Source organism: Ramlibacter pallidus, assembly GCF_015070875.1.
Lineage (GTDB): Bacteria > Pseudomonadota > Gammaproteobacteria > Burkholderiales > Burkholderiaceae_C > Ramlibacter > Ramlibacter pallidus.
This window is the reverse complement of the sequence record NZ_JADDIV010000001.1, coordinates 643013-660344: the sequence shown is the minus strand read 5'-3', so window position 1 is coordinate 660344 and position 17332 is coordinate 643013. Positions and strand designations below refer to the sequence as shown.

Annotated in this window: 21 protein-coding genes; 15 read left to right on the top strand and 6 right to left on the bottom strand. The window is 69.0% G+C overall.

Annotated features, from left to right (window positions below):
• Window positions 1–3: 3 nt before the first annotated feature.
• Window positions 4–459, top strand: a complete 456-nt coding sequence (locus IM787_RS03345) for a MaoC family dehydratase (RefSeq protein WP_193675206.1) — start codon at window positions 4–6, stop codon at window positions 457–459.
• A gap of 201 nt (window positions 460–660) precedes the next feature.
• Here the strand turns inward: IM787_RS03345 and IM787_RS03340 are convergent, their stop codons facing one another.
• Complete coding sequence (locus IM787_RS03340) at window positions 661–1131, bottom strand: tRNA (cytidine(34)-2'-O)-methyltransferase (RefSeq protein WP_193675205.1); 471 nt, start codon at window positions 1129–1131, stop codon at window positions 661–663.
• 16 nt (window positions 1132–1147) lie between these two features.
• Entirely contained in the window at window positions 1148–1849 is a 702-nt protein-coding gene (locus tag IM787_RS03335) for a ComF family protein (RefSeq protein ID WP_227494047.1), read from the bottom strand.
• A gap of 29 nt (window positions 1850–1878) precedes the next feature.
• Here IM787_RS03335 and IM787_RS03330 point away from each other — a divergent pair, with 29 nt between their 5' ends.
• From IM787_RS03330 to IM787_RS03300, 8 genes are all read left to right on the top strand, one after another.
• Window positions 1879–2778, top strand: a complete 900-nt coding sequence (locus IM787_RS03330) for a class I SAM-dependent methyltransferase (RefSeq protein WP_193675203.1) — start codon at window positions 1879–1881, stop codon at window positions 2776–2778.
• A gap of 112 nt (window positions 2779–2890) precedes the next feature.
• Window positions 2891–3367: a DUF2244 domain-containing protein gene (locus tag IM787_RS03325; protein ID WP_193675202.1), complete on the top strand. Its 477-nt coding sequence runs from the start codon at window positions 2891–2893 to the stop codon at window positions 3365–3367.
• Window positions 3368–3413: 46 nt separating this feature from the next.
• Window positions 3414–4574: a cytochrome c oxidase subunit II gene (gene coxB / locus IM787_RS03320; RefSeq protein WP_193675201.1), complete on the top strand. Its 1161-nt coding sequence runs from the start codon at window positions 3414–3416 to the stop codon at window positions 4572–4574.
• A 28-nt stretch (window positions 4575–4602) separates the two neighbouring features.
• Window positions 4603–6291, top strand: coding sequence for a cytochrome c oxidase subunit I (ctaD, locus tag IM787_RS03315; protein ID WP_193675200.1), 1689 nt, complete (start codon window positions 4603–4605; stop codon window positions 6289–6291).
• 8 nt (window positions 6292–6299) lie between these two features.
• A complete protein-coding gene (locus IM787_RS21425; protein ID WP_227494046.1) occupies window positions 6300–6419 on the top strand; it encodes a cytochrome oxidase small assembly protein in 120 nt (39 codons plus the stop codon).
• Window positions 6420–6423: 4 nt separating this feature from the next.
• Complete coding sequence (locus IM787_RS03310; RefSeq protein WP_193675199.1) at window positions 6424–7011, top strand: cytochrome c oxidase assembly protein; 588 nt, start codon at window positions 6424–6426, stop codon at window positions 7009–7011.
• Window positions 7008–7184: a DUF2970 domain-containing protein gene (locus tag IM787_RS03305; RefSeq protein WP_193675198.1), complete on the top strand. Its 177-nt coding sequence runs from the start codon at window positions 7008–7010 to the stop codon at window positions 7182–7184. Before IM787_RS03310 ends, IM787_RS03305 begins: the two co-directional genes overlap by 4 nt.
• Before the next feature lie 43 nt (window positions 7185–7227).
• Window positions 7228–8112: a cytochrome c oxidase subunit 3 gene (locus IM787_RS03300; RefSeq protein ID WP_193675197.1), complete on the top strand. Its 885-nt coding sequence runs from the start codon at window positions 7228–7230 to the stop codon at window positions 8110–8112.
• 80 nt (window positions 8113–8192) lie between these two features.
• Here IM787_RS03300 and IM787_RS03295 read toward each other — a convergent pair whose 3' ends face one another.
• Window positions 8193–8411: a twin transmembrane helix small protein gene (locus tag IM787_RS03295; RefSeq protein WP_193675196.1), complete on the bottom strand. Its 219-nt coding sequence runs from the start codon at window positions 8409–8411 to the stop codon at window positions 8193–8195.
• 30 nt (window positions 8412–8441) lie between these two features.
• On the opposite strand from IM787_RS03295, the gene IM787_RS03290 reads away from it, so the two are divergent.
• The 5 genes from IM787_RS03290 (at window position 8442) to IM787_RS03270 (ending at window position 12530) form a co-directional block, all read left to right on the top strand.
• On the top strand, window positions 8442–9155 hold the full coding sequence (locus IM787_RS03290; protein ID WP_193675195.1) for an SURF1 family protein: 714 nt from the start codon (window positions 8442–8444) through the stop codon (window positions 9153–9155).
• Window positions 9106–9825, top strand: a complete 720-nt coding sequence (locus IM787_RS03285; protein ID WP_193675194.1) for an SCO family protein — start codon at window positions 9106–9108, stop codon at window positions 9823–9825. Before IM787_RS03290 ends, IM787_RS03285 begins: the two co-directional genes overlap by 50 nt.
• A 92-nt stretch (window positions 9826–9917) precedes the next feature.
• Complete coding sequence (locus IM787_RS03280; RefSeq protein ID WP_193675193.1) at window positions 9918–11063, top strand: COX15/CtaA family protein; 1146 nt, start codon at window positions 9918–9920, stop codon at window positions 11061–11063.
• Window positions 11060–11938 (top strand): heme o synthase, encoded by an 879-nt coding sequence (gene cyoE, locus IM787_RS03275; RefSeq protein ID WP_193675192.1) that lies wholly within the window; start codon window positions 11060–11062, stop codon window positions 11936–11938. Before IM787_RS03280 ends, cyoE begins: the two co-directional genes overlap by 4 nt.
• 7 nt (window positions 11939–11945) lie before the next feature.
• Window positions 11946–12530 (top strand): SCO family protein, encoded by a 585-nt coding sequence (locus IM787_RS03270; protein WP_193675191.1) that lies wholly within the window; start codon window positions 11946–11948, stop codon window positions 12528–12530.
• 315 nt (window positions 12531–12845) lie between these two features.
• Here IM787_RS03270 and IM787_RS03265 read toward each other — a convergent pair whose 3' ends face one another.
• Window positions 12846–14591: a sensor domain-containing diguanylate cyclase gene (locus IM787_RS03265; RefSeq protein ID WP_193675190.1), complete on the bottom strand. Its 1746-nt coding sequence runs from the start codon at window positions 14589–14591 to the stop codon at window positions 12846–12848.
• Window positions 14592–14700: 109 nt separating this feature from the next.
• Complete coding sequence (rpoH, locus tag IM787_RS03260) at window positions 14701–15636, bottom strand: RNA polymerase sigma factor RpoH (protein ID WP_193675189.1); 936 nt, start codon at window positions 15634–15636, stop codon at window positions 14701–14703.
• Between the two features lie 258 nt (window positions 15637–15894).
• Here rpoH and cutA point away from each other — a divergent pair, with 258 nt between their 5' ends.
• Entirely contained in the window at window positions 15895–16254 is a 360-nt protein-coding gene (gene cutA, locus IM787_RS03255) for a divalent-cation tolerance protein CutA (RefSeq protein WP_193675188.1), read from the top strand.
• Here cutA and ftsY read toward each other — a convergent pair.
• Window positions 16217–17332 carry a signal recognition particle-docking protein FtsY gene (ftsY, locus tag IM787_RS03250; protein WP_193675187.1) on the bottom strand — a complete coding sequence of 372 codons (1116 nt, stop codon included), beginning with the start codon at window positions 17330–17332 and terminating at the stop codon, window positions 16217–16219. The two genes, cutA and ftsY, sit on opposite strands and share 38 nt — an antisense overlap.

The following is a 17332-nucleotide window of genomic DNA, read 5'->3' as shown; positions in this document are numbered from 1 at the left end:
GCGATGAGAGTCTTCGAATCGCTCGCCGAGCTGCGCGCACTGGTCGGCCAGGAGGTCGCCACCAGCGACTGGATCCCCGTCACGCAGCAGCAGATCAACCTGTTCGCCGAAGCGACCGGCGACCACCAGTGGATCCACGTGGACGTGGAACGCGCCAAGGCCGGCCCTTTCGGCGCACCGATCGCGCACGGCTTCCTCACGTTGTCGCTGCTTCCGCGCTTCTTCGAATCGGCCCTGGACATCCGCAACACGCGCATGGGCGTGAACTACGGCCTGAACCGCGTGCGCTTCACCTCGCCCGTGCCCGCGGGCAGCCGCCTGCGCGCCACGATGAAACTGCTGGAATGCCAGGACCTGCCGGACAACGGCATGCAGATGACCTGGCTGGTGACGGTCGAACGGGAAGGCGCGGACAAGCCGGCCTGCATCGCCGAATCGCTGACGCGGCGCTACGTGTGACGCAGCGCGGCCGTACATCCTGAAAAGACTGCTTCGGTCGGGCGAAAAAAAAGCCCGCACGAAGCGGGCCGGTAAAGGAGTCTAGGGTTGCCTGGCCTGCCCTGAAAGGGCCGGTTGAAGGGCAGATGCGGGACAGTGCGTCGCGTTTCAAACACAGCTGCGCGAAACGAGACATTGCCTGTGTCGCACGATGCACAGCGCTCAGCCAGCGCCGGCGAACCCGTGCTGCCGCCACGCTTCGAAGACGGTCACGGCCACGGCGTTCGAAAGGTTGAGGCTGCGCTGTCCCGCCCGCATCGGCAACTTCAGCCGTTGCGGCGGCGCGAAGGTTTCCAGCAGCTCCGGGGCGAGGCCCCGCGTTTCCGAGCCGAAGACCAGCCAATCGTCGGCAAGGAACGCGACCGCGTGCACGCCCTGCGTGCCGCGCGTGCTCAGCGCGAACATCCGTTCCCGTGCCGGTCGTTCGGCCGCGACGAACGCGGACCAGCCGGCATGGCGACGCACCTCCGCGTACTCGTGGTAGTCCAGCCCCGCGCGCCGCATGTGCTTGTCGTCCATCGAGAAGCCCAGCGGCTCGACGAGGTGCAGCGTGCAGCCGGTGTTGGCCGCCAGGCGGATCACGTTGCCGGTGTTGGGCGGGATCTCCGGCGCGACCAGGACGATGTGGAACATGGACGCGATTGTCGCGTCAGGCCTCCTCGGTGCGGGCGAGCACGACCGCCGAGACACTTCGCGCTCCCGCCCGCCGCACGGCCGAGGCCGCTGCATGCAGGGACGCGCCGCTGGTCATCACGTCGTCGACCAGCAGCACGGCGCGGCCTTGCAGTTCCGCCGCGCGCAGCGGGTCGACGCCGAAGGCATCGCGGACGTTGGCGCGGCGGGCGCGGCGGTCCAGGGTGGCCTGCGCGCCGGTTTCGCGCAGGCGCAGCAGCAGCTGCGTCTCGACCTTGTCGCGGGCCAGGGCGCGGGCCAGCAGCAGCGCCTGGTTGAAGCCGCGCTCGGCCAGCCGGCGGGGCGCCAGTGGCAGGGGGAGCAGCAGGTCGGCCTGGGTCAACGCATCGTCCACGCCGGGGGTGCGTGCCATGAGGCTGGCCAGCGCGCCGGCCCAACCGGCTTCGCCGCTGAACTTGAAGCGGGCCACGAGGCCGGACCAGGGATAGGCATAAGGCACCGCGGCGAAGCAGGCGTCCAGCGGCGGCGGCTCGCGCAAGCAGGCGCCGCAGGCCGCGACGGTCTCGGGGACGGGCAGGGCGCAGGTACGACAGCGGTGCCGCGGCTGGCCGAAGCGGACGACGCAGCCATCGCACAGGGGCTGGGCCGGCCATGCGCCGCACACCGCGCAACGGCTGGGCGGGGCGGAAGTCCAGCGCTGCAGCCAGGCGGTGCGCATGCGGCTCAATATACTCGGCACCCCCTGCCATGGCATCCCCAGATCGGCCCCCCACCATCCACCCCGCCGCCGCCGCGCGCTGGCAGCGGGCCGCGCCCGCCGCGAGCCCCTGGCTGCACGAGGAAGTGGGCCGCCGCATGGCCGAACGGCTGGAGTGGATCAAGCGGGCGCCCGCGGCCTGGGCCGACTGGGAGCCGGTGCGCGGCGGCCTGGAGGCGCATGCGCTCGTGGGAAAGCGCTACCCGCAGGCCGGCACGCATGTCGTCGAGCCGGATCCCGCGCGGGCGGCCATCGCGCGGGAACGTCTCGGATCGCCCTGGTGGCGGCGCCTCGGCGGCGGCGCGCGCACCGCCTTCGGCCCCGTGCCGGCCGGCGGCGTGCAGATGCTCTGGTCCAACATGCAACTGCACATGGAGGCCGATCCTCAGGCCCTGATGCGCCAGTGGCACGACGCGCTGGCCGTCGACGGCTTCCTGATGTTCTCCTGCCTCGGGCCCGATACCCTGCGCGAGCTGCGCAGCGCCTACGCGGAGGCCGGCTGGCCGCCCCCGGCGCACGAGTTCACCGACATGCACGACTGGGGCGACATGCTGGTGCAGGGTGGCTTCGCCGAGCCCGTGATGGACATGGAACGGATCACGCTCAGCTTCGAGACGCCGCAGCGCCTGCTGCGGGAACTGCGCGAACTGGGGGCGAACCTGCATCCGGCACGCTTCCCGGGCCTGCGCGGGCGCCGCTGGCGCGACGCGCTCCATGCGCTGATCTCCCGCGCCCTGCGCGGGCCGGACGGGCAGCTGGCCCTCACCTTCGAGGTGGTCTACGGCCACGCGCTCAAGCCCTTGCCGCGCGCGAAGCTCGCCGAAAGCAGCGCCATTTCCATGGCCGACATGCGCGCCATGCTGCAGTCCGAGCGCCGCGGTCGGGAATAGCCGCCGCAAGGGCGTCTGTTGCAGGCCACTTGCCGCAGGTCAAGGGCCGCCCGCGCGGAAAGTGGCAGATGAGGAGCCGCTACAATGCGCGGTTGATTTTCGTGCGTCGCCCGTGCCGAACCCCGTATTCCGTTTCGCCACCGTCCAGGGCCAGGCCATCCACTGGTTCCTGGGGCGCAACTGCTCGGTGACGCCGGCCCAGCTGGGCTGGCTCTACGCCTCGCTTTGCGTCGTGTCGCTCGGGATCGGGACGTTCTTCTGGTTCCGGGGTGCGGTGATGATCCTCCCCTTCGCCTGGCTCGAGGTCCTGGCCGTCGGCGCCGCGTTCCTGGCGTATGCCCGCCACGCCGCCGACCGCGAGCACATCCTGCTGCAGGGCCGCAGGCTGGTGGTGGAGCTGGAAAACGGCGGTCGCCTCGAAAGGGCGGAATTCAACCGCGAGTGGGTTCGCGTGGAACCCGGCGCGGACGACCGCTCCCTGATCGAAGTGTCGGGGCAGGGTCGGCGGGTGATCGTGGGGCGCTATGTCCGGCCGGAATTGCGGCCGGTGCTGGCGCAGGAGATCCGCAGGGCGCTGCGCGAGGCGTAGCCCCGGGGTCCACGGACGGTTTTTTGAAGGCTTGAGGCTGAAAACGATGAAGAGTATTTCGAAGATCGCGGCGCTGCTCTCGCTGGCCGGTGCCCTGGGCACCGCCCAGGCCCAGGTGCAGGACCTGCCGGGCGGCCCGGCCGTGCGCCAGCTCAACCTGCATGCCGCCGCGACGCGCATCGCCGTCGAGCAGTCGTGGCTGCACTGGTTCATGCTGATCACCTGCATCGTGATCTTCGTGCTGGTGTTCTCCGTGATGTTCTATTCCATCTGGAAGCACCGCAAGTCGGTCGGCCACAAGCCGGCCAACTTCCACGAGTCGGTGACGGTGGAAGTGATCTGGACCATCATCCCCTTCATCATCGTGATCGTGATGGCGCTGCCGGCCACCAAGGTGCTGGTCGCCGCCAAGGACACCAGCAACGCCGACGTGACCATCAAGGCCACGGGCTACCAGTGGAAGTGGGGCTACGACTACCTGACGGGCGACGCCCAGGGCGTGAGCTTCCTGTCCACGCTGGACGCCTCCCACCGCGAGATGTCCAACGACGGCGGCAATGCCGCGCAGAAGCCCAACGACTACCTGCTGAAGGTCGACAACCCGCTGGTGGTGCCGGTCAACAAGAAGGTCCGCATCATCACGACCGCCAACGACGTGATCCACGCCTGGGGCGTGCCGGCCTTCGGCGTGAAGCAGGACGCGATCCCCGGCTTCGTGCGCGACACCTGGTTCCGCAGCGAGAAGACCGGCGACTTCTACGGCCAGTGCTACGAGCTGTGCGGCAAGGAACACGCCTACATGCCCATCCACGTGAAGGTGGTGAGCCAGGAGGAGTTCGTGGCCTGGTCCGGCGAGCAGAAGAAGCTGATGGCCGCCAAGCAGGACGACCCCGCCAAGGTCTGGCAGCTGACCGACATCGTCGCCCGTGGCGAGAAGGTCTACGCCGCCAACTGCGCCGCATGCCACCAGGCCAACGGCAAGGGCGCGGGCCCGATCAAGGCGCTGGACGCCTCGCCGATCGTGCTGGATGCCGACAAGTCCAAGGAAATCGCCATCCTGCTCAACGGCCGTGCCGCCATGCCGGCCTGGCGCCAGCTCTCCGATACGGACATCGCGGCCGTGATCAGCTACACGAAGAACGCCTGGACCAACAAGACGGGCCAGGTGGTGCAGCCGGCCGAAGTGCTGGCGCAGCGCGGCAAGTAAGCGGCGGCAGGAATCAAGAGGAAACCCCATGAGCGCAGTTCTCGATCCCCACGGCCACGGGCACGCCGGCCACGACGATCACCATGACCACGCGCCCGCCGGCTGGCGGCGCTGGGTCTACGCGACCAACCACAAGGACATCGGGACGCTGTACCTGCTGTTCTCGTTCTTCATGCTGATGTTCGGCGGCCTGCTCGCCATGGGCATCCGCGCCGAGCTGTTCCAGCCCGGCCTGCAGCTGGTGAACCCGGAGCTGTTCAACCAGCTCACCACCATGCACGGCCTGATCATGGTGTTCGGCGCCATCATGCCGGCCTTCGTGGGTTTCGCGAACTGGATGATCCCGCTGCAGATCGGCGCGCCCGACATGGCGTTCGCGCGGATGAACAACTTCAGCTTCTGGCTGCTGATCCCCGCGGGCCTGATGCTGGTGCTGTCGTTCTTCATGCCCGGTGGCGCCCCCGCCGCCGGCTGGACGCTGTACGCGCCGCTGACGCTGCAGATGGGCCCGTCGATGGACGCCGGCATCTTCGCGATGCACATCATGGGCGCGTCGTCGATCATGGGCTCGATCAACATCATCGTCACCATCCTCAACATGCGCGCCCCCGGCATGACGCTGATGAAGATGCCGATGTTCTGCTGGACGTGGCTGATCACCGCCTACCTGCTGATCGCCGTGATGCCGGTGCTGGCCGGTGCGATCACCATGACGCTGACCGACCGCCACTTCGGCACGACCTTCTTCAACCCGGCCGGCGGCGGCGACCCGGTGCTCTACCAGCACATCTTCTGGTTCTTCGGGCACCCCGAGGTCTACATCATGATCCTGCCGGCCTTCGGCATCATCAGCCAGGTCGTGCCCGCCTTCTCGCGCAAGCGCCTGTTCGGCTACGCCTCCATGGTGTACGCGACCAGCTCCATCGCGATCCTGTCCTTCATCGTGTGGGCGCACCACATGTTCACCACCGGCATGCCGGTGACGGGCCAGCTGTTCTTCATGTACGCGACCATGCTGATCGCGGTGCCCACGGCCGTGAAGATCTTCAACTGGATCGCGACGATGTGGCAGGGCTCGATGACCTTCGAGACGCCGATGCTGTTCTCGGTCGGCTTCATCTTCGTGTTCACCATCGGCGGCTTCACCGGCCTGATCCTGGCCATGGCCCCGATCGACCTGCTGCTGCAGGACACCTATTACGTCGTGGCCCACTTCCACTACGTGCTGGTGGCCGGCTCGCTGTTCGCGCTGTTCGCCGGCTACTACTACTGGGCGCCGAAGTGGACGGGCGTCATGTACAACGAAGGCCGCGGCAAGCTGCACTTCTGGTGGACGCTGATCGCCTTCAACGTCACCTTCTTCCCGATGCACTTCCTGGGCCTCGCCGGCATGCCGCGCCGCTACGCCGACTACCCGATGCAGTTCGCGGACTTCAACGCGCTGGCTTCGGTGGGCGCCTTCGCCTTCGGCCTCGCCCAGGTGTACTTCTTCTTCTTCATCGTGCTGCCCACGATGCGCGGCCACGGCGCCCCCGCCCCGCAGCGCCCGTGGAACGACGCCGACGGCCGCGGCGCCGAGGGCCTGGAATGGGAAGTGCCTTCGCCGGCGCCCTTCCACACCTTCGAGGTGCCCCCGCGCCTGGACCCGAGCGCGACCCGCGTGCTCGACGCCCCCGGCAAGGCGATCAACCCGAACTCCGGCGCCGCCGCGCACTGAGCACGAGGATGGCCGTGTCCGACGAGCAGCAGAAGAAGAACCGGCGCCTGGCGCTGATCCTCGCGTCCATCGCGCTGGTGTTCTTCCTCGGCTTCATCGCCAAGTTCGTGCTGCTGGGCAAGGCCTGAGGCCATGAGCATCCGCGCCGCGAACCGGAAGATGGTGGGCAAGCTCGCGGTCGTGGCCGCCGGCATGTTCGCCTTCGGCTACGCGCTGGTGCCCATCTACGAACACATCTGCGAGGCGCTGGGCATCAACATCCTGGCCGTCGGCGAGAAGCAGGTGCCGGGCAGCTCGCGCGCCGCGGCCAACACGCAGGTCGACACCTCGCGCACGATCACCGTCGAATTCGACGCCAACGTGCGCGGCCCCTGGCAGTTCAAGCCGGAGAAGGCATCGATCCAGGTGCATCCCGGCCAGCTGGCCACGGTGATGTACGAGTTCCAGAACGTGCAGGACCGCAAGATGGCGGCCCAGGCCATCCCCAGCTACGCGCCGCGCAACGCGACGGCGCACTTCAACAAGCTGGAGTGCTTCTGCTTCAACCAGTACGTGCTGGAGCCGGGCGAGCGCAAGCAGTGGCCGGTGGCCTTCGTCATCGACCCGCGGCTGCCCAAGGACGTGACCACCATCACGCTGTCGTACACCTTCTTCGAAGTGGGCGGCAAGGTGCCGGCCGCGCCGACGGCGCAGGCGCCGGCGGAGGGCACCGGCGGTTGAACATCCTCCACACGGTCAAGGCGGTCCTGTGGGCTTTCTTCGGCGTGCGCAAGAGAAGCGGCTACGAGGAAGACCTGGGCAAGCTGAGCCCCTTCGCCATCATCGGCGTCGCGCTGGTGCTGGTGCTGCTGTTCATCGGCGGGCTGATCGCCCTGGTGAACTGGGTGGTTTGAACACAGAATCTGAAATCGAGAAGTTAGAGGATCAGGAGTCAAGATGAGCACCAGCGCACCGGGGACGACGCCCCACTACTACGTGCCCCAGCCCTCGCGCCACCCGGCGTCGGCGGCGCTCGGGCTGTTCTTCGTGATCTTCGGCGCGGCCAACTGGATCAACAACGCCGATTGGGGCAAGTGGCTGGTGCTCGGCGGCATGCTGTGGCTGTTCTGGGTGCTGTTCCAGTGGTTCGGCGACGCCGTCCGCGAGAGCGAGACCGGCCAGTACGGTCGCAAGATCGACCTGTCCTTCCGCTGGAGCATGAGCTGGTTCATCTTCTCGGAAGTGATGTTCTTCGGCGCCTTCTTCACCGCCCTGTGGTGGATGCGCGCCCACTCCGTGCCGGCGCTCGGCGGCCTGGACAACGCGATCCTGTGGCCCGACTTCAAGGCCGTCTGGCCGAGCAGCGCCCCGGGAGCGACCGCATCGCCGGCCGGCATCATCGAGCCCTTCCAGACCATGGGCCCGTTCTGGCTGCCCACGATCAACACCGCGCTGCTCCTGACCTCGGGCGTGACGCTGACCATCGCGCACCACGCGCTGCGCGCCGGCCACCGCGGCACCACCGTGCTGTGGATGTGGGCCACGGTGCTGCTGGGCCTGACCTTCCTCTTCGTGCAAGGCTACGAGTACTACCACGCGTACACCGACCTGAACCTGAAGCTCAGCTCGGGTGCCTACGGCTCCACCTTCTTCATGCTCACCGGCTTCCACGGCTTCCACGTGCTGGTCGGCATGCTGATGCTGCTGTTCATCACCCTGCGCCTGATGAAGGGCCACTTCACGCCGGAGAAGCACTTCGGCTTCGAAGGCGCCGCCTGGTACTGGCACTTCGTCGACGTCGTCTGGCTGTTCCTGTACATCCTGGTGTACTGGATGCGCTAGTTCCGTCATCGCCCCGCCTGCGCGGGGCCGGCGGGAACGAAAAAGGGCCGCGCGAGCGGCCCTTCGTCCTTCAACCCACCTTACTTCAGCGGAAGACCGGTCGGCTCGATGTAGCCGAGCTTCCACGCCAGCAGGATGCAGACGAACAGCAGGATCGAGAAGCCGACGCGGAACGCCAGCGCGCGGGCCATGTTGTTGGTCTTCGCTTTCCCGTCCTGCCCGTCCTTCATCATGAAGTACAGCGCCGAGCCCAGGCTGGCGACGATGGCCAGGAAGGCCAGGAGCACGAGGTAATTCATGGCCCCGATTATCGGCGCGCCCCTGGTGCCATGCTGAAGCGGCTGCTGATCGCCCTCCTGGCGCTGGCCGGCGTGGCGGCCGGGACCAGCCTGGGATTCTGGCAGTGGGGCCGGGCCCAGCAGCGCACGGCGCTGCACGAGGCGATCGCGTCGCGCGGCGCCCTGCCGCCGCTGTCCGCCGCGGACCTGAAGGCGGCGGGCGAGGGGGCGGACCTCCTGCACCGCGCGATCGTGCTGCGCGGGGAATGGGTGGCGGCGAACACGGTCTTCCTGGACAACCGCCAGATGCATGGCGTGCCCGGCTTCTACGTCGTGACGCCCCTGCGCCTGGAGGCAGGCCAGGGCGTCGTGCTGGTGCAGCGCGGCTGGGCCCAGCGCAACTTCTCCCGGCGCGACGCCCTGCCGCCGGTGCAGACGCCCGCCGGCACGGTCGAAGTGCGGGGCCGCTTGGCCCCGCCGCCCGCCAAGCTATATGCCTTCGACACGGAAGAGAAGGGCCCGATCCGGCAGAATCTGGACCTGGCGCGCTTCCGTGCGGAGACCGGGCTGGCGCTGCTGCCCTTGTCCGTGCAGCAGGTGGGCCCGTCCTCCGAAGGCCTGTCGCGCGCGTGGCCGCGGCCGGCCAGCGGCGCGGAGAAGAACATCGGCTACGCCTTCCAGTGGTGGGCCCTCGCCGCGCTGATCGCCATCCTCTATGTCTGGTTCCAATTCGTCCAACCCCGCCGCCAAGCCAGGCGTCCTTGACCAGCCCCTCGGGCTGACGGTGCACTCGCTGCCCGAGCCGCGCGAGGCTGCGCTCGAGGACGGGCAGCGCACGCGCAGCGGGCGCTGGAAGATGCTGCTCGTGATGCTGGTGTGCGCGGCACCGGTGATCGCCTCCTTCTTCACCTATTACGTGATCCGTCCCGAGGGCCGCCGCAACTACGGCGCCCTGGTGGAGCCGCAGCGGCCGCTGCCGAACGTGACGGCCACCACGCTGGACGGCCAGGCCGTGCCGCTGCCTTCGCTGCGGGGACAGTGGCTGCTGGTCAGCGTGGCCAGCGGCGCCTGCGACGCGGCGTGCGAGCGGCACCTCTACCTGCAGCGCCAGTTGCGCGAGGGCCTGGGCAAGGACAAGGACCGGCTTGACTGGGTCTGGATCGTGAACGACGACGTGCCGGTGCGCGACGCGCTGAAGCCGGCGCTGCAACAGGCGACGGTGCTGCGCGTCGACGGGCAGCAGGTCGCGCAGTGGCTCGCGCCGGCAGCGGGCGGGCGCCTTGCGGACCACCTCTATGTCGTCGACCCGCAGGGGCACTGGATGATGCGCTTCCCGCCCGGCGACGACGCGGCCTCGGCGACCAAGGTGCGGCGCGACCTGGAGCGCCTGATGCGGGGCTCCGCAGGCTGGGACAAGGCGGGCCGAGAAAAATGACCCACCCCCGAAACGCCTTCGGCGTCTCCCCCTCGAGGGGGCGCCCCCAGCGGCCCGGCAAAGCCGGTTCCGCGGCGGCACTGGACTGAGTCATGGAACCCCAGCCCTTGTATGACCTCGCGCCGGTGCTGTGGATCGCGCTGCTCGGCATCGCGATCGCCGCGGGGCCGCTCGCGTGGATCTGGCTGCGCAACCGGGGGACGACGCCGGCGCACCGGCTGGCCGCCCTCACGGTGCTCACGCTCTTCCTCACCTTCGACCTCGTTCTGTTCGGCGCCTTCACGCGCCTGACCGATTCGGGCCTCGGCTGCCCCGACTGGCCGGGGTGCTACGGCAATGCCAGCCCGACCGGCGCGCTGGCGCAGATCCGCGCGGAAGAGGCGCGCATGCCGACGGGACCCGTGACGCACGGCAAGGCCTGGATCGAGATGATCCATCGCTACCTGGCGACCGGCGTGGGCGTGCTGATCACGACGCTGGCCGTCGCCACCTGGCTGCACCGCAAGCGCGGCTTGCCGGTGAGCCCGGTGTGGCCGGCGCTCACCTTCGTCTGGGTCTGCGTGCAGGGGGCCTTCGGCGCGCTCACGGTGACGATGAAGCTGTTCCCGGCGATCGTCACGCTGCACCTGCTCGGCGGGCTCGTGCTGCTGGCGCTGCTGACCATGCAGGCGGTGGCGTATCGCCAGGCGCAGCGCGGCGCGGGGGCACACCGGATCGCACCGTCGGCGCGCGCCTGGATCGTCGCTGCGTTCGCGCTCCTGTGGCTGCAAGTGGCGCTCGGCGGCTGGGTCAGCACGAACTACGCCGTGCTCGCGTGCAGCGAATTCCCGACCTGCCAGGGCACCTGGTGGCCGGCGATGGATTTCCGCCAGGGCTTCGAGCTGTGGCGCGAGCTGGGCCGGACGGGCGGCGGCGAGCACGTGACCTTCGCGGCGCTGACCGCCATCCACTACGTGCACCGCCTGGTGGCGTACGTCCTCTTCGTCGTGCTGGGGCTCGTCGCGTGGAAGCTGCGCGGGGGGCCGCTGCACCATGCCGCGCGCGTGCTGGCGGGCCTGGCGCTCTGGCAGTTCGCCAGCGGCTTGTCGAACGTGGTGCTGGGCTGGCCCATCGTCGCGGCGGTGGCGCACACCGGCGGCGCCGCCGCATTGGTGGTCGCGCTCACCTGGTCGCTGCGTGAGAGCCGTGCCGAGAAGACGGCCGCCGTGCCCGCCGGCGTGCGCGGAGTCTCCGCATGAACGCCACCGTCGCGCGCCAGTTCTACGCGCTGATGAAGCCGCGCGTGATCCAGCTGATCGTGTTCTGCGCGCTGATCGGCATGGTGCTGGCGGTGCCCGGCCTGCCTTCGTGGCCGGAAGTGCGCGTGGCGCTGCTCGCCTGCCTCGGCATCTGGCTGGTGGCCGGCGCCGCGGCCGCCTTCAACTGCCTGGTGGAAAAGGGCATCGACGCGAAGATGCGCCGCACCGCCTGGCGTCCCACGGCGAAAGGCGAACTGAGCGATCGCCAGACGCTGGTCTTCTCCGCGACGCTGTGCGCGCTCGGCTCGTGGCTGCTGTACGCGTGGGTGAACCCGCTGACCATGTGGCTCACCCTCGCGACCTTCGTCGGCTATGCGGTGATCTATACCGTCATCCTCAAGCCGCTCACGCCGCAGAACATCGTGATCGGCGGCGCCTCGGGCGCGATGCCGCCGGTGCTCGGCTGGGCCGCGCTGCGCGGCGACGTCGGACCCGAAGCGCTCATCCTCTTCCTGATCATCTTCCTCTGGACGCCGCCGCACTTCTGGGCGCTGGCGCTGTACCGCGTGGAGGACTACCGCAAGTCCGGCCTGCCGATGCTGCCCGTCACGCACGGCAACGAGTTCACCCGGCTGCAGATCCTGCTGTACACGATCGTGCTGTTCGCGGCCTGCCTGATGCCCTTCGCGTACGGCATGAGTTCCTGGACCTATCTGGTGGCCGCGCTCGCCCTGAGCGCCGGATTCATCGGGTACGGCTTCCGCCTGTGGCGCGAGTACTCCGACGCGCTCGCGCGCAAGACCTTCCGCTTCTCGCTGATCCACCTGAGCGTGCTGTTCGCGGCGCTCCTGCTGGACCACTACCTGCCCTTCTGAGGACGCCATGCAGCGACGCCACGCTCTCCTGACCTTCGCCGGCGGCCTCGCCGTCCTTGCCGGCTGCGCCGAAAGCAAGCCGCAGTTCAAGGCCGTCGACATCACCGGGGCGGACTACGCGAAGGACTTCGCGCTGCCCGACACCGACGGCAAGGTGCGCAGCCTCAAGGATTTCGCCGGCAAGGCCGTCGTGGTGTTCTTCGGCTACACGCAGTGCCCCGACGTGTGCCCCACCACGCTGGGGGAGATCGCCGCCGCGAAGAAGCTGCTCGGCGCCGACGGCGCCAAGGTGCAGGGCGTGCTGATCACCGTCGACCCCGAGCGTGACACGCCGCAGATCCTGAAGGCCTACGTGGGCAACTTCGGCACCGACTTCGTCGCCTTGCGCGGCTCGCCGGAGCAGACCGCGCAGGTCGCGAAGGACTTCAAGGTCTACTACAAGAAGGCCGAAGGCAAGACGCCGGGCAGCTACCTGATGGACCACTCGGCGGCGAGCTACATCTACGACCCGCAGGGCAGGCTGCGCCTGTACAGCCGGTACGGGAGCGGGCCGCAGGCGCTGGCCGACGACCTGAAGCTGCTGCTCGCCTGAGTTTTTCGCTGCCAGCAGGCAGGGCGGGCCGGGGGTCCGGGCACCCGCTCTCCGGTCCAGGCTCGCTCTATCGCCGGTCATGGAGAACAAGCGCCTCCAATGCGGACGAGCGGCTTTGGGATCGACTTTCCGTGGGGGAGCGAATCGTCCCTGCGATCGGGTACCCGAACCCCCGACCCTGGGCAATCTCCGCCCGAACTCCCCCGTTGTCACGCGTTCAGGCCTGAACCGCCGCGTGTTGAGGTCGGGCCTCCGGCCCCCGACCTCGCCCCGAACACACACTCTCCCTGGACAACGCCGTGAGCGAAACCAGCCTCAAGCCAACGCCGCCAACGGATAGATCAGCTTCCGCGCATCCGGCATCTGGTCCAGCCCTTCCAGCGCCCAGCGCAGGCTGGCCGCGCCGTCCATGTGCGGGTGCGGCAGCATGGCGATGGTCACGTGGAACTTGAGCGTGAGCGCCGCCGGCAGCGCCTCGACCTGGCGCAGGCCGCTGGCCACCACCTGCTGCGCGCGCGACGCGGCCGCCTCCGGCGTCATCGGGGCCTCCAGCAGCACGGCGAACTCGCGCTCGCCCACGCGCGCCGCCATGTCGAAGTCGACGATCACGCGCCGCAGGTGCGAGCCCGCGATCACCAGCGCCTTCTCCGCGGCCTCGCGCCCGAACTCCTCGGCGATCGCGTCGAGGTTGGAGATGCGGACGCCCAGCACGGCGAGCTGCTGCCGCTGGCCGCGCGCATGCGCGAGGCTGGTGTCCAGCCGCTCGATGAAACCCTGGCGGTGCGGCAGCCCGGTGAGCGCGTCGTTGCGCGACAGCGCGCTGGTGCGCATCTGGTCCTCCCGCCGCGCGATCAGCCGCAGGTTCAACGCGTAGTAGAGGATGGGCAACAGCAGGGCCATGCCCAGGAAGAGGCCTTGGCGCGTGAGCACATTGGTCGGCATCAGGCCGAAGCCGCGCGCCAACGGGAACAGCGCGAGCACCAGCAAGGGCAGGAAGCCCCATGCCACCAGCCGCAGGTGCGGTTCGGTGTCGTCCAGCCAGCCCCACACGACCATCCCGAGGATGGCGAGGAGGGCCAGGCCGGTGAGGACCAGCACGAGCGTCATGCTCACCTTGCTGGTGATGAGGACGTCGAGCGCCACGGCCCCGAGCAGGGCGGCGATGAGCGCCCACACCGCCAGGTCGAGCGCGCGCGAGAGCCGCGCCGGGTCCGTCACGACCTTCACGAACCACAAGGCGGCGGCCGTGGCGACGCCGGGCCACAGCGCCGTCACGGTGTCGTTCCAGATCCGCCACTCACGCCACAGGTACTGTGCCCCGACGCCCGCGCGGCCGAGATGGCTGCACGCCAGCAGCACGATGAACATCGCGAAGGAGAGGAAGGCCCGGTCGCGGAAGGCGATGCCGTTGGCCATCGAGGCGAGCGCCACCAGCGCCGCGAGGCCGAAGAAGGCTCCGAACAGCAGTTGCTCCTGCTCGCGGCTCTGCATCAGCGCGTCCTGGCGGAACAGCGTGACCGGCGCGGAGAAGTCGGCGCGCTCGTCTTCGACCCGCACCCAGTAGCGCACCGGCTGCGGGTCGTCCTTGGCGAGCGCGAAGGTCGGCAGCCGTCCGGGCACCGACCATTGCGCCACGGGGACCTGGGTGCCGGCCTGTTGCATGACGAGCCGGCCGTCGCGGTCACGGTGGAACATCTGGACCTGGCCATAGACCCCCGTCCCGACCTCGAGGTACCACTGCTCCCCCGGCGGGACGACGGCGTCGAAGCGGATCCACAACACGCCGTCCTGCAGGCTGTACTGCTGGTCGCGCCGGCGCAGGTTCCAGCGGATGTCCTGCGAGGACGCCTCGATGTCTTCCAGGCGGACGCGCCGTGCCGGGTCGACCCAGTAGCTGCTGCGCTGGTAGAGGTGGACCGGCTGGTCGCCGGCCAGGGCGATGGGTGCAAGCCCGGAGGGGTCGGCGGGCGGCGGTGAGGCGGCCGCATGCGCGGCGGCGCCCCAGGAGGAGGCGCACCAGAGCAAGACAGCGCCGAAGGCGCGCAGGACACTCCTCCTCATGCGCCCATTGTCCCCATGCACGGATGGGCTACAAGGGAAAAAGCTCCGGTTACGCGCGGATACAACAAAAAAGCCCGGCGATGCCGGGCTTTTCGGGAGGCGCGAGAACTTAAGCGTACGCGGACAGCGCCTTCTTCATCTTCTTCATCGCGGCCACCTCGATCTGGCGGATGCGCTCGGCCGACACGCCGTACTCGGTGGCGAGTTCATGCAGCGTCATGCCGCCGGAGCCGTCGTCGTTGACCTTCAGCCAGCGCTCTTCGACGATGCGGCGGCTGCGCGGGTCCAACTGCTCCAGCGCCTGCGCGATGCCTTCGCTGGCCATGGTGTCGCGCTCGCGGTTCTCGATCTCCGCCGTCGGCTCGTGCGTCGCGTCCGCCAGGTAGGCGATCGGGCCGTACGCTTCCTCGCCGTCGTCGGCGGGGCCCGGGTCCAGCACCACGTCGCCGCCCGACATGCGGGTCTCCATCTCGATGACTTCTTCCGGCTTGACGTTCAGTTCGCGCGCCATGACCTCGATCTGCGCGTCGGTCAACGTGTCGCGGTGCGTCTCGGCGCCGGCCTCGTCCTTGAAGCCCTGCTTCATGGAGCGCAGGTTGAAGAACAGCTTGCGCTGCGCCTTGGTCGTGGCGACCTTGACCATGCGCCAGTTCTTCAGGATGTACTCGTGGATCTCCGCGCGGATCCAGTGCAGCGCGTAGCTGACCAGACGCACGCCCTGGTTCGGGTCGAAGCGCTTCACCGCCTTCATCAGGCCGATGTTGCCTTCCTGGATCAGGTCGCCGTGCGGCAGGCCGTAGCCCAGGTACTTGCGCGATACGGACACCACCAGCCGCAGGTGCGACAGCACCAGCTTCCCGGCGGCTTCCAGGTCGTTTTCGTCCCTGAACTTCTTCGCGTATTCCTGTTCTTCCTCCGCCGTCAGCATCGGCAGCCGGTTGACCGCCGAGATGTATGCGTCCAGGTTGCCCAGCGAAGGAACGACGGCCCAGGGATTGGCGACCGCCAATGCCGTGGTACCCGAGGCTCCAATGGATGAGGACATACCGGAAACTCCTTCTGCTCGTGAAATATTAGCACTCTGTTAGACGGAGTGCTAAGCAAAGGGTTCCGTAGGCGCGAGCCGCGACAGGCCGTCGTCAACGGCTTCCGGGGGGACAAGTGTCCCTGGTGGAAGACGCCACGCGGACGCCGAGCTCGAGGAACAGCTTGCTCACGGAGAAGATGGATGTGCCTCGGCGAATTCCAAGGGCCCGGCGGCTCGCCGGCGCAAAATTCCCGCTTTCCTCCACGGAGCGCACCCATGCAGGCCAGTCCGGAACGCGAGATCGTCACCGTCACCACCACTGTCGGCTCCCGCTCCGAGGCCGAGGCGCTGGCCCACGCGATCCTCGAGGCCGGCCTGGCGGCTTGCGTCCAGCTGGAGGAGGGGCTCACTTCCTACTATCGCTGGGAAGGGAAGGCCCAGCAGGACGCCGAGGTGCGCCTGACCATCAAGACACTGGCGTCGGCCTTGCCCGGCCTGCAGGCGCTGTTGGGCGACAAGCATCCCTATGACCTGCCGCAGTTCGTCGCCTGGCCTGGCCAGGGCAGTGCGGCCTATGCGGACTGGGTGCGCGCCGCGGTCAGGCCAGCAGCGCCAGGGCGAACTCCCGCGCGCTGAAGGTTTCCAGGTCCTCCAGCTTCTCGCCCACGCCGATGAAGTAGACCGGCACCGGTTTCTCCTGCGCGATGGCGGCCAGCACGCCGCCCTTGGCCGTGCCGTCGAGCTTGGTGACCACCAGGCCCGTGACGCCCAGCGCGGCGTCGAAGGCCTTCACCTGCGCCAGCGCGTTCTGCCCCGTGTTCCCGTCGATGACCAGCAGCACCTCGTGGGGCGCGCTCGCCTCCGCCTTGGTCACCACGCGCTTGATCTTGCGCAGTTCTTCCATCAGGTGCAGCTGCGTCGGCAGCCGCCCCGCCGTGTCCACGATCACGACGTCCCTGCGGCGGGCCTTGCCGGCGGACACCGCGTCGAACGCCACGGCGGCCGGATCGCCGCCTTCCTGGCTGACGATCTCCACCTTGTTGCGGTCCGCCCAGACGGCGAGCTGCTCCTTCGCGGCGGCGCGGAAGGTGTCCGCCGCCGCCAGCAGCACCGTCTCGCCGGCATCGGCGAGGTGCTTGGTCAGCTTGCCGATGGACGTCGTCTTGCCCGCACCGTTGACGCCCGCGACCATGATCACGGTGGGCTGGTGCTCGCCGATGGTGAGCGGCTTCTCCAGCGGCCGGAGCAACTGGGTGAGGGCGTCGACCAGGATGTTCTTCGCCTGCACGGGGCGCGTGGCGCCGCTGGCGGCGACCTTGCGCTTCACTTCCGCCAGCAGGTACTCGGTGGCGGCGACGCCGGAATCGGCGAGCAGCAACGCCGCTTCCAGCTCTTCGTAGAGGGCGTCGTCGATCTGCGCGCCGGTGAAGACCTGCGAGATGCTGGTCCCGGTCTTGCGCAGGCCCGCGCTCAGCCGTTCCATCCAGCTCTGCCGTTCCGGCGGCACCTCGGCCGGGACGGGGATCTGCAGCGGCGCGACGAGCGCGCTGCCGATCAGTCCACCGCCCGCGGGCGCCGGGGCGCGCTCTGGCGAAGGGGCAGGCGTGGCCGGTGCCGGAGCCGGTGCCGCGACGGGCACGGGTGCCGGGGCAACGGCCGGCGCGGCGGTGGGAGCGGGGGTGGCCGGAGGTTTTTTCCGGAAGAAGCTGAACAT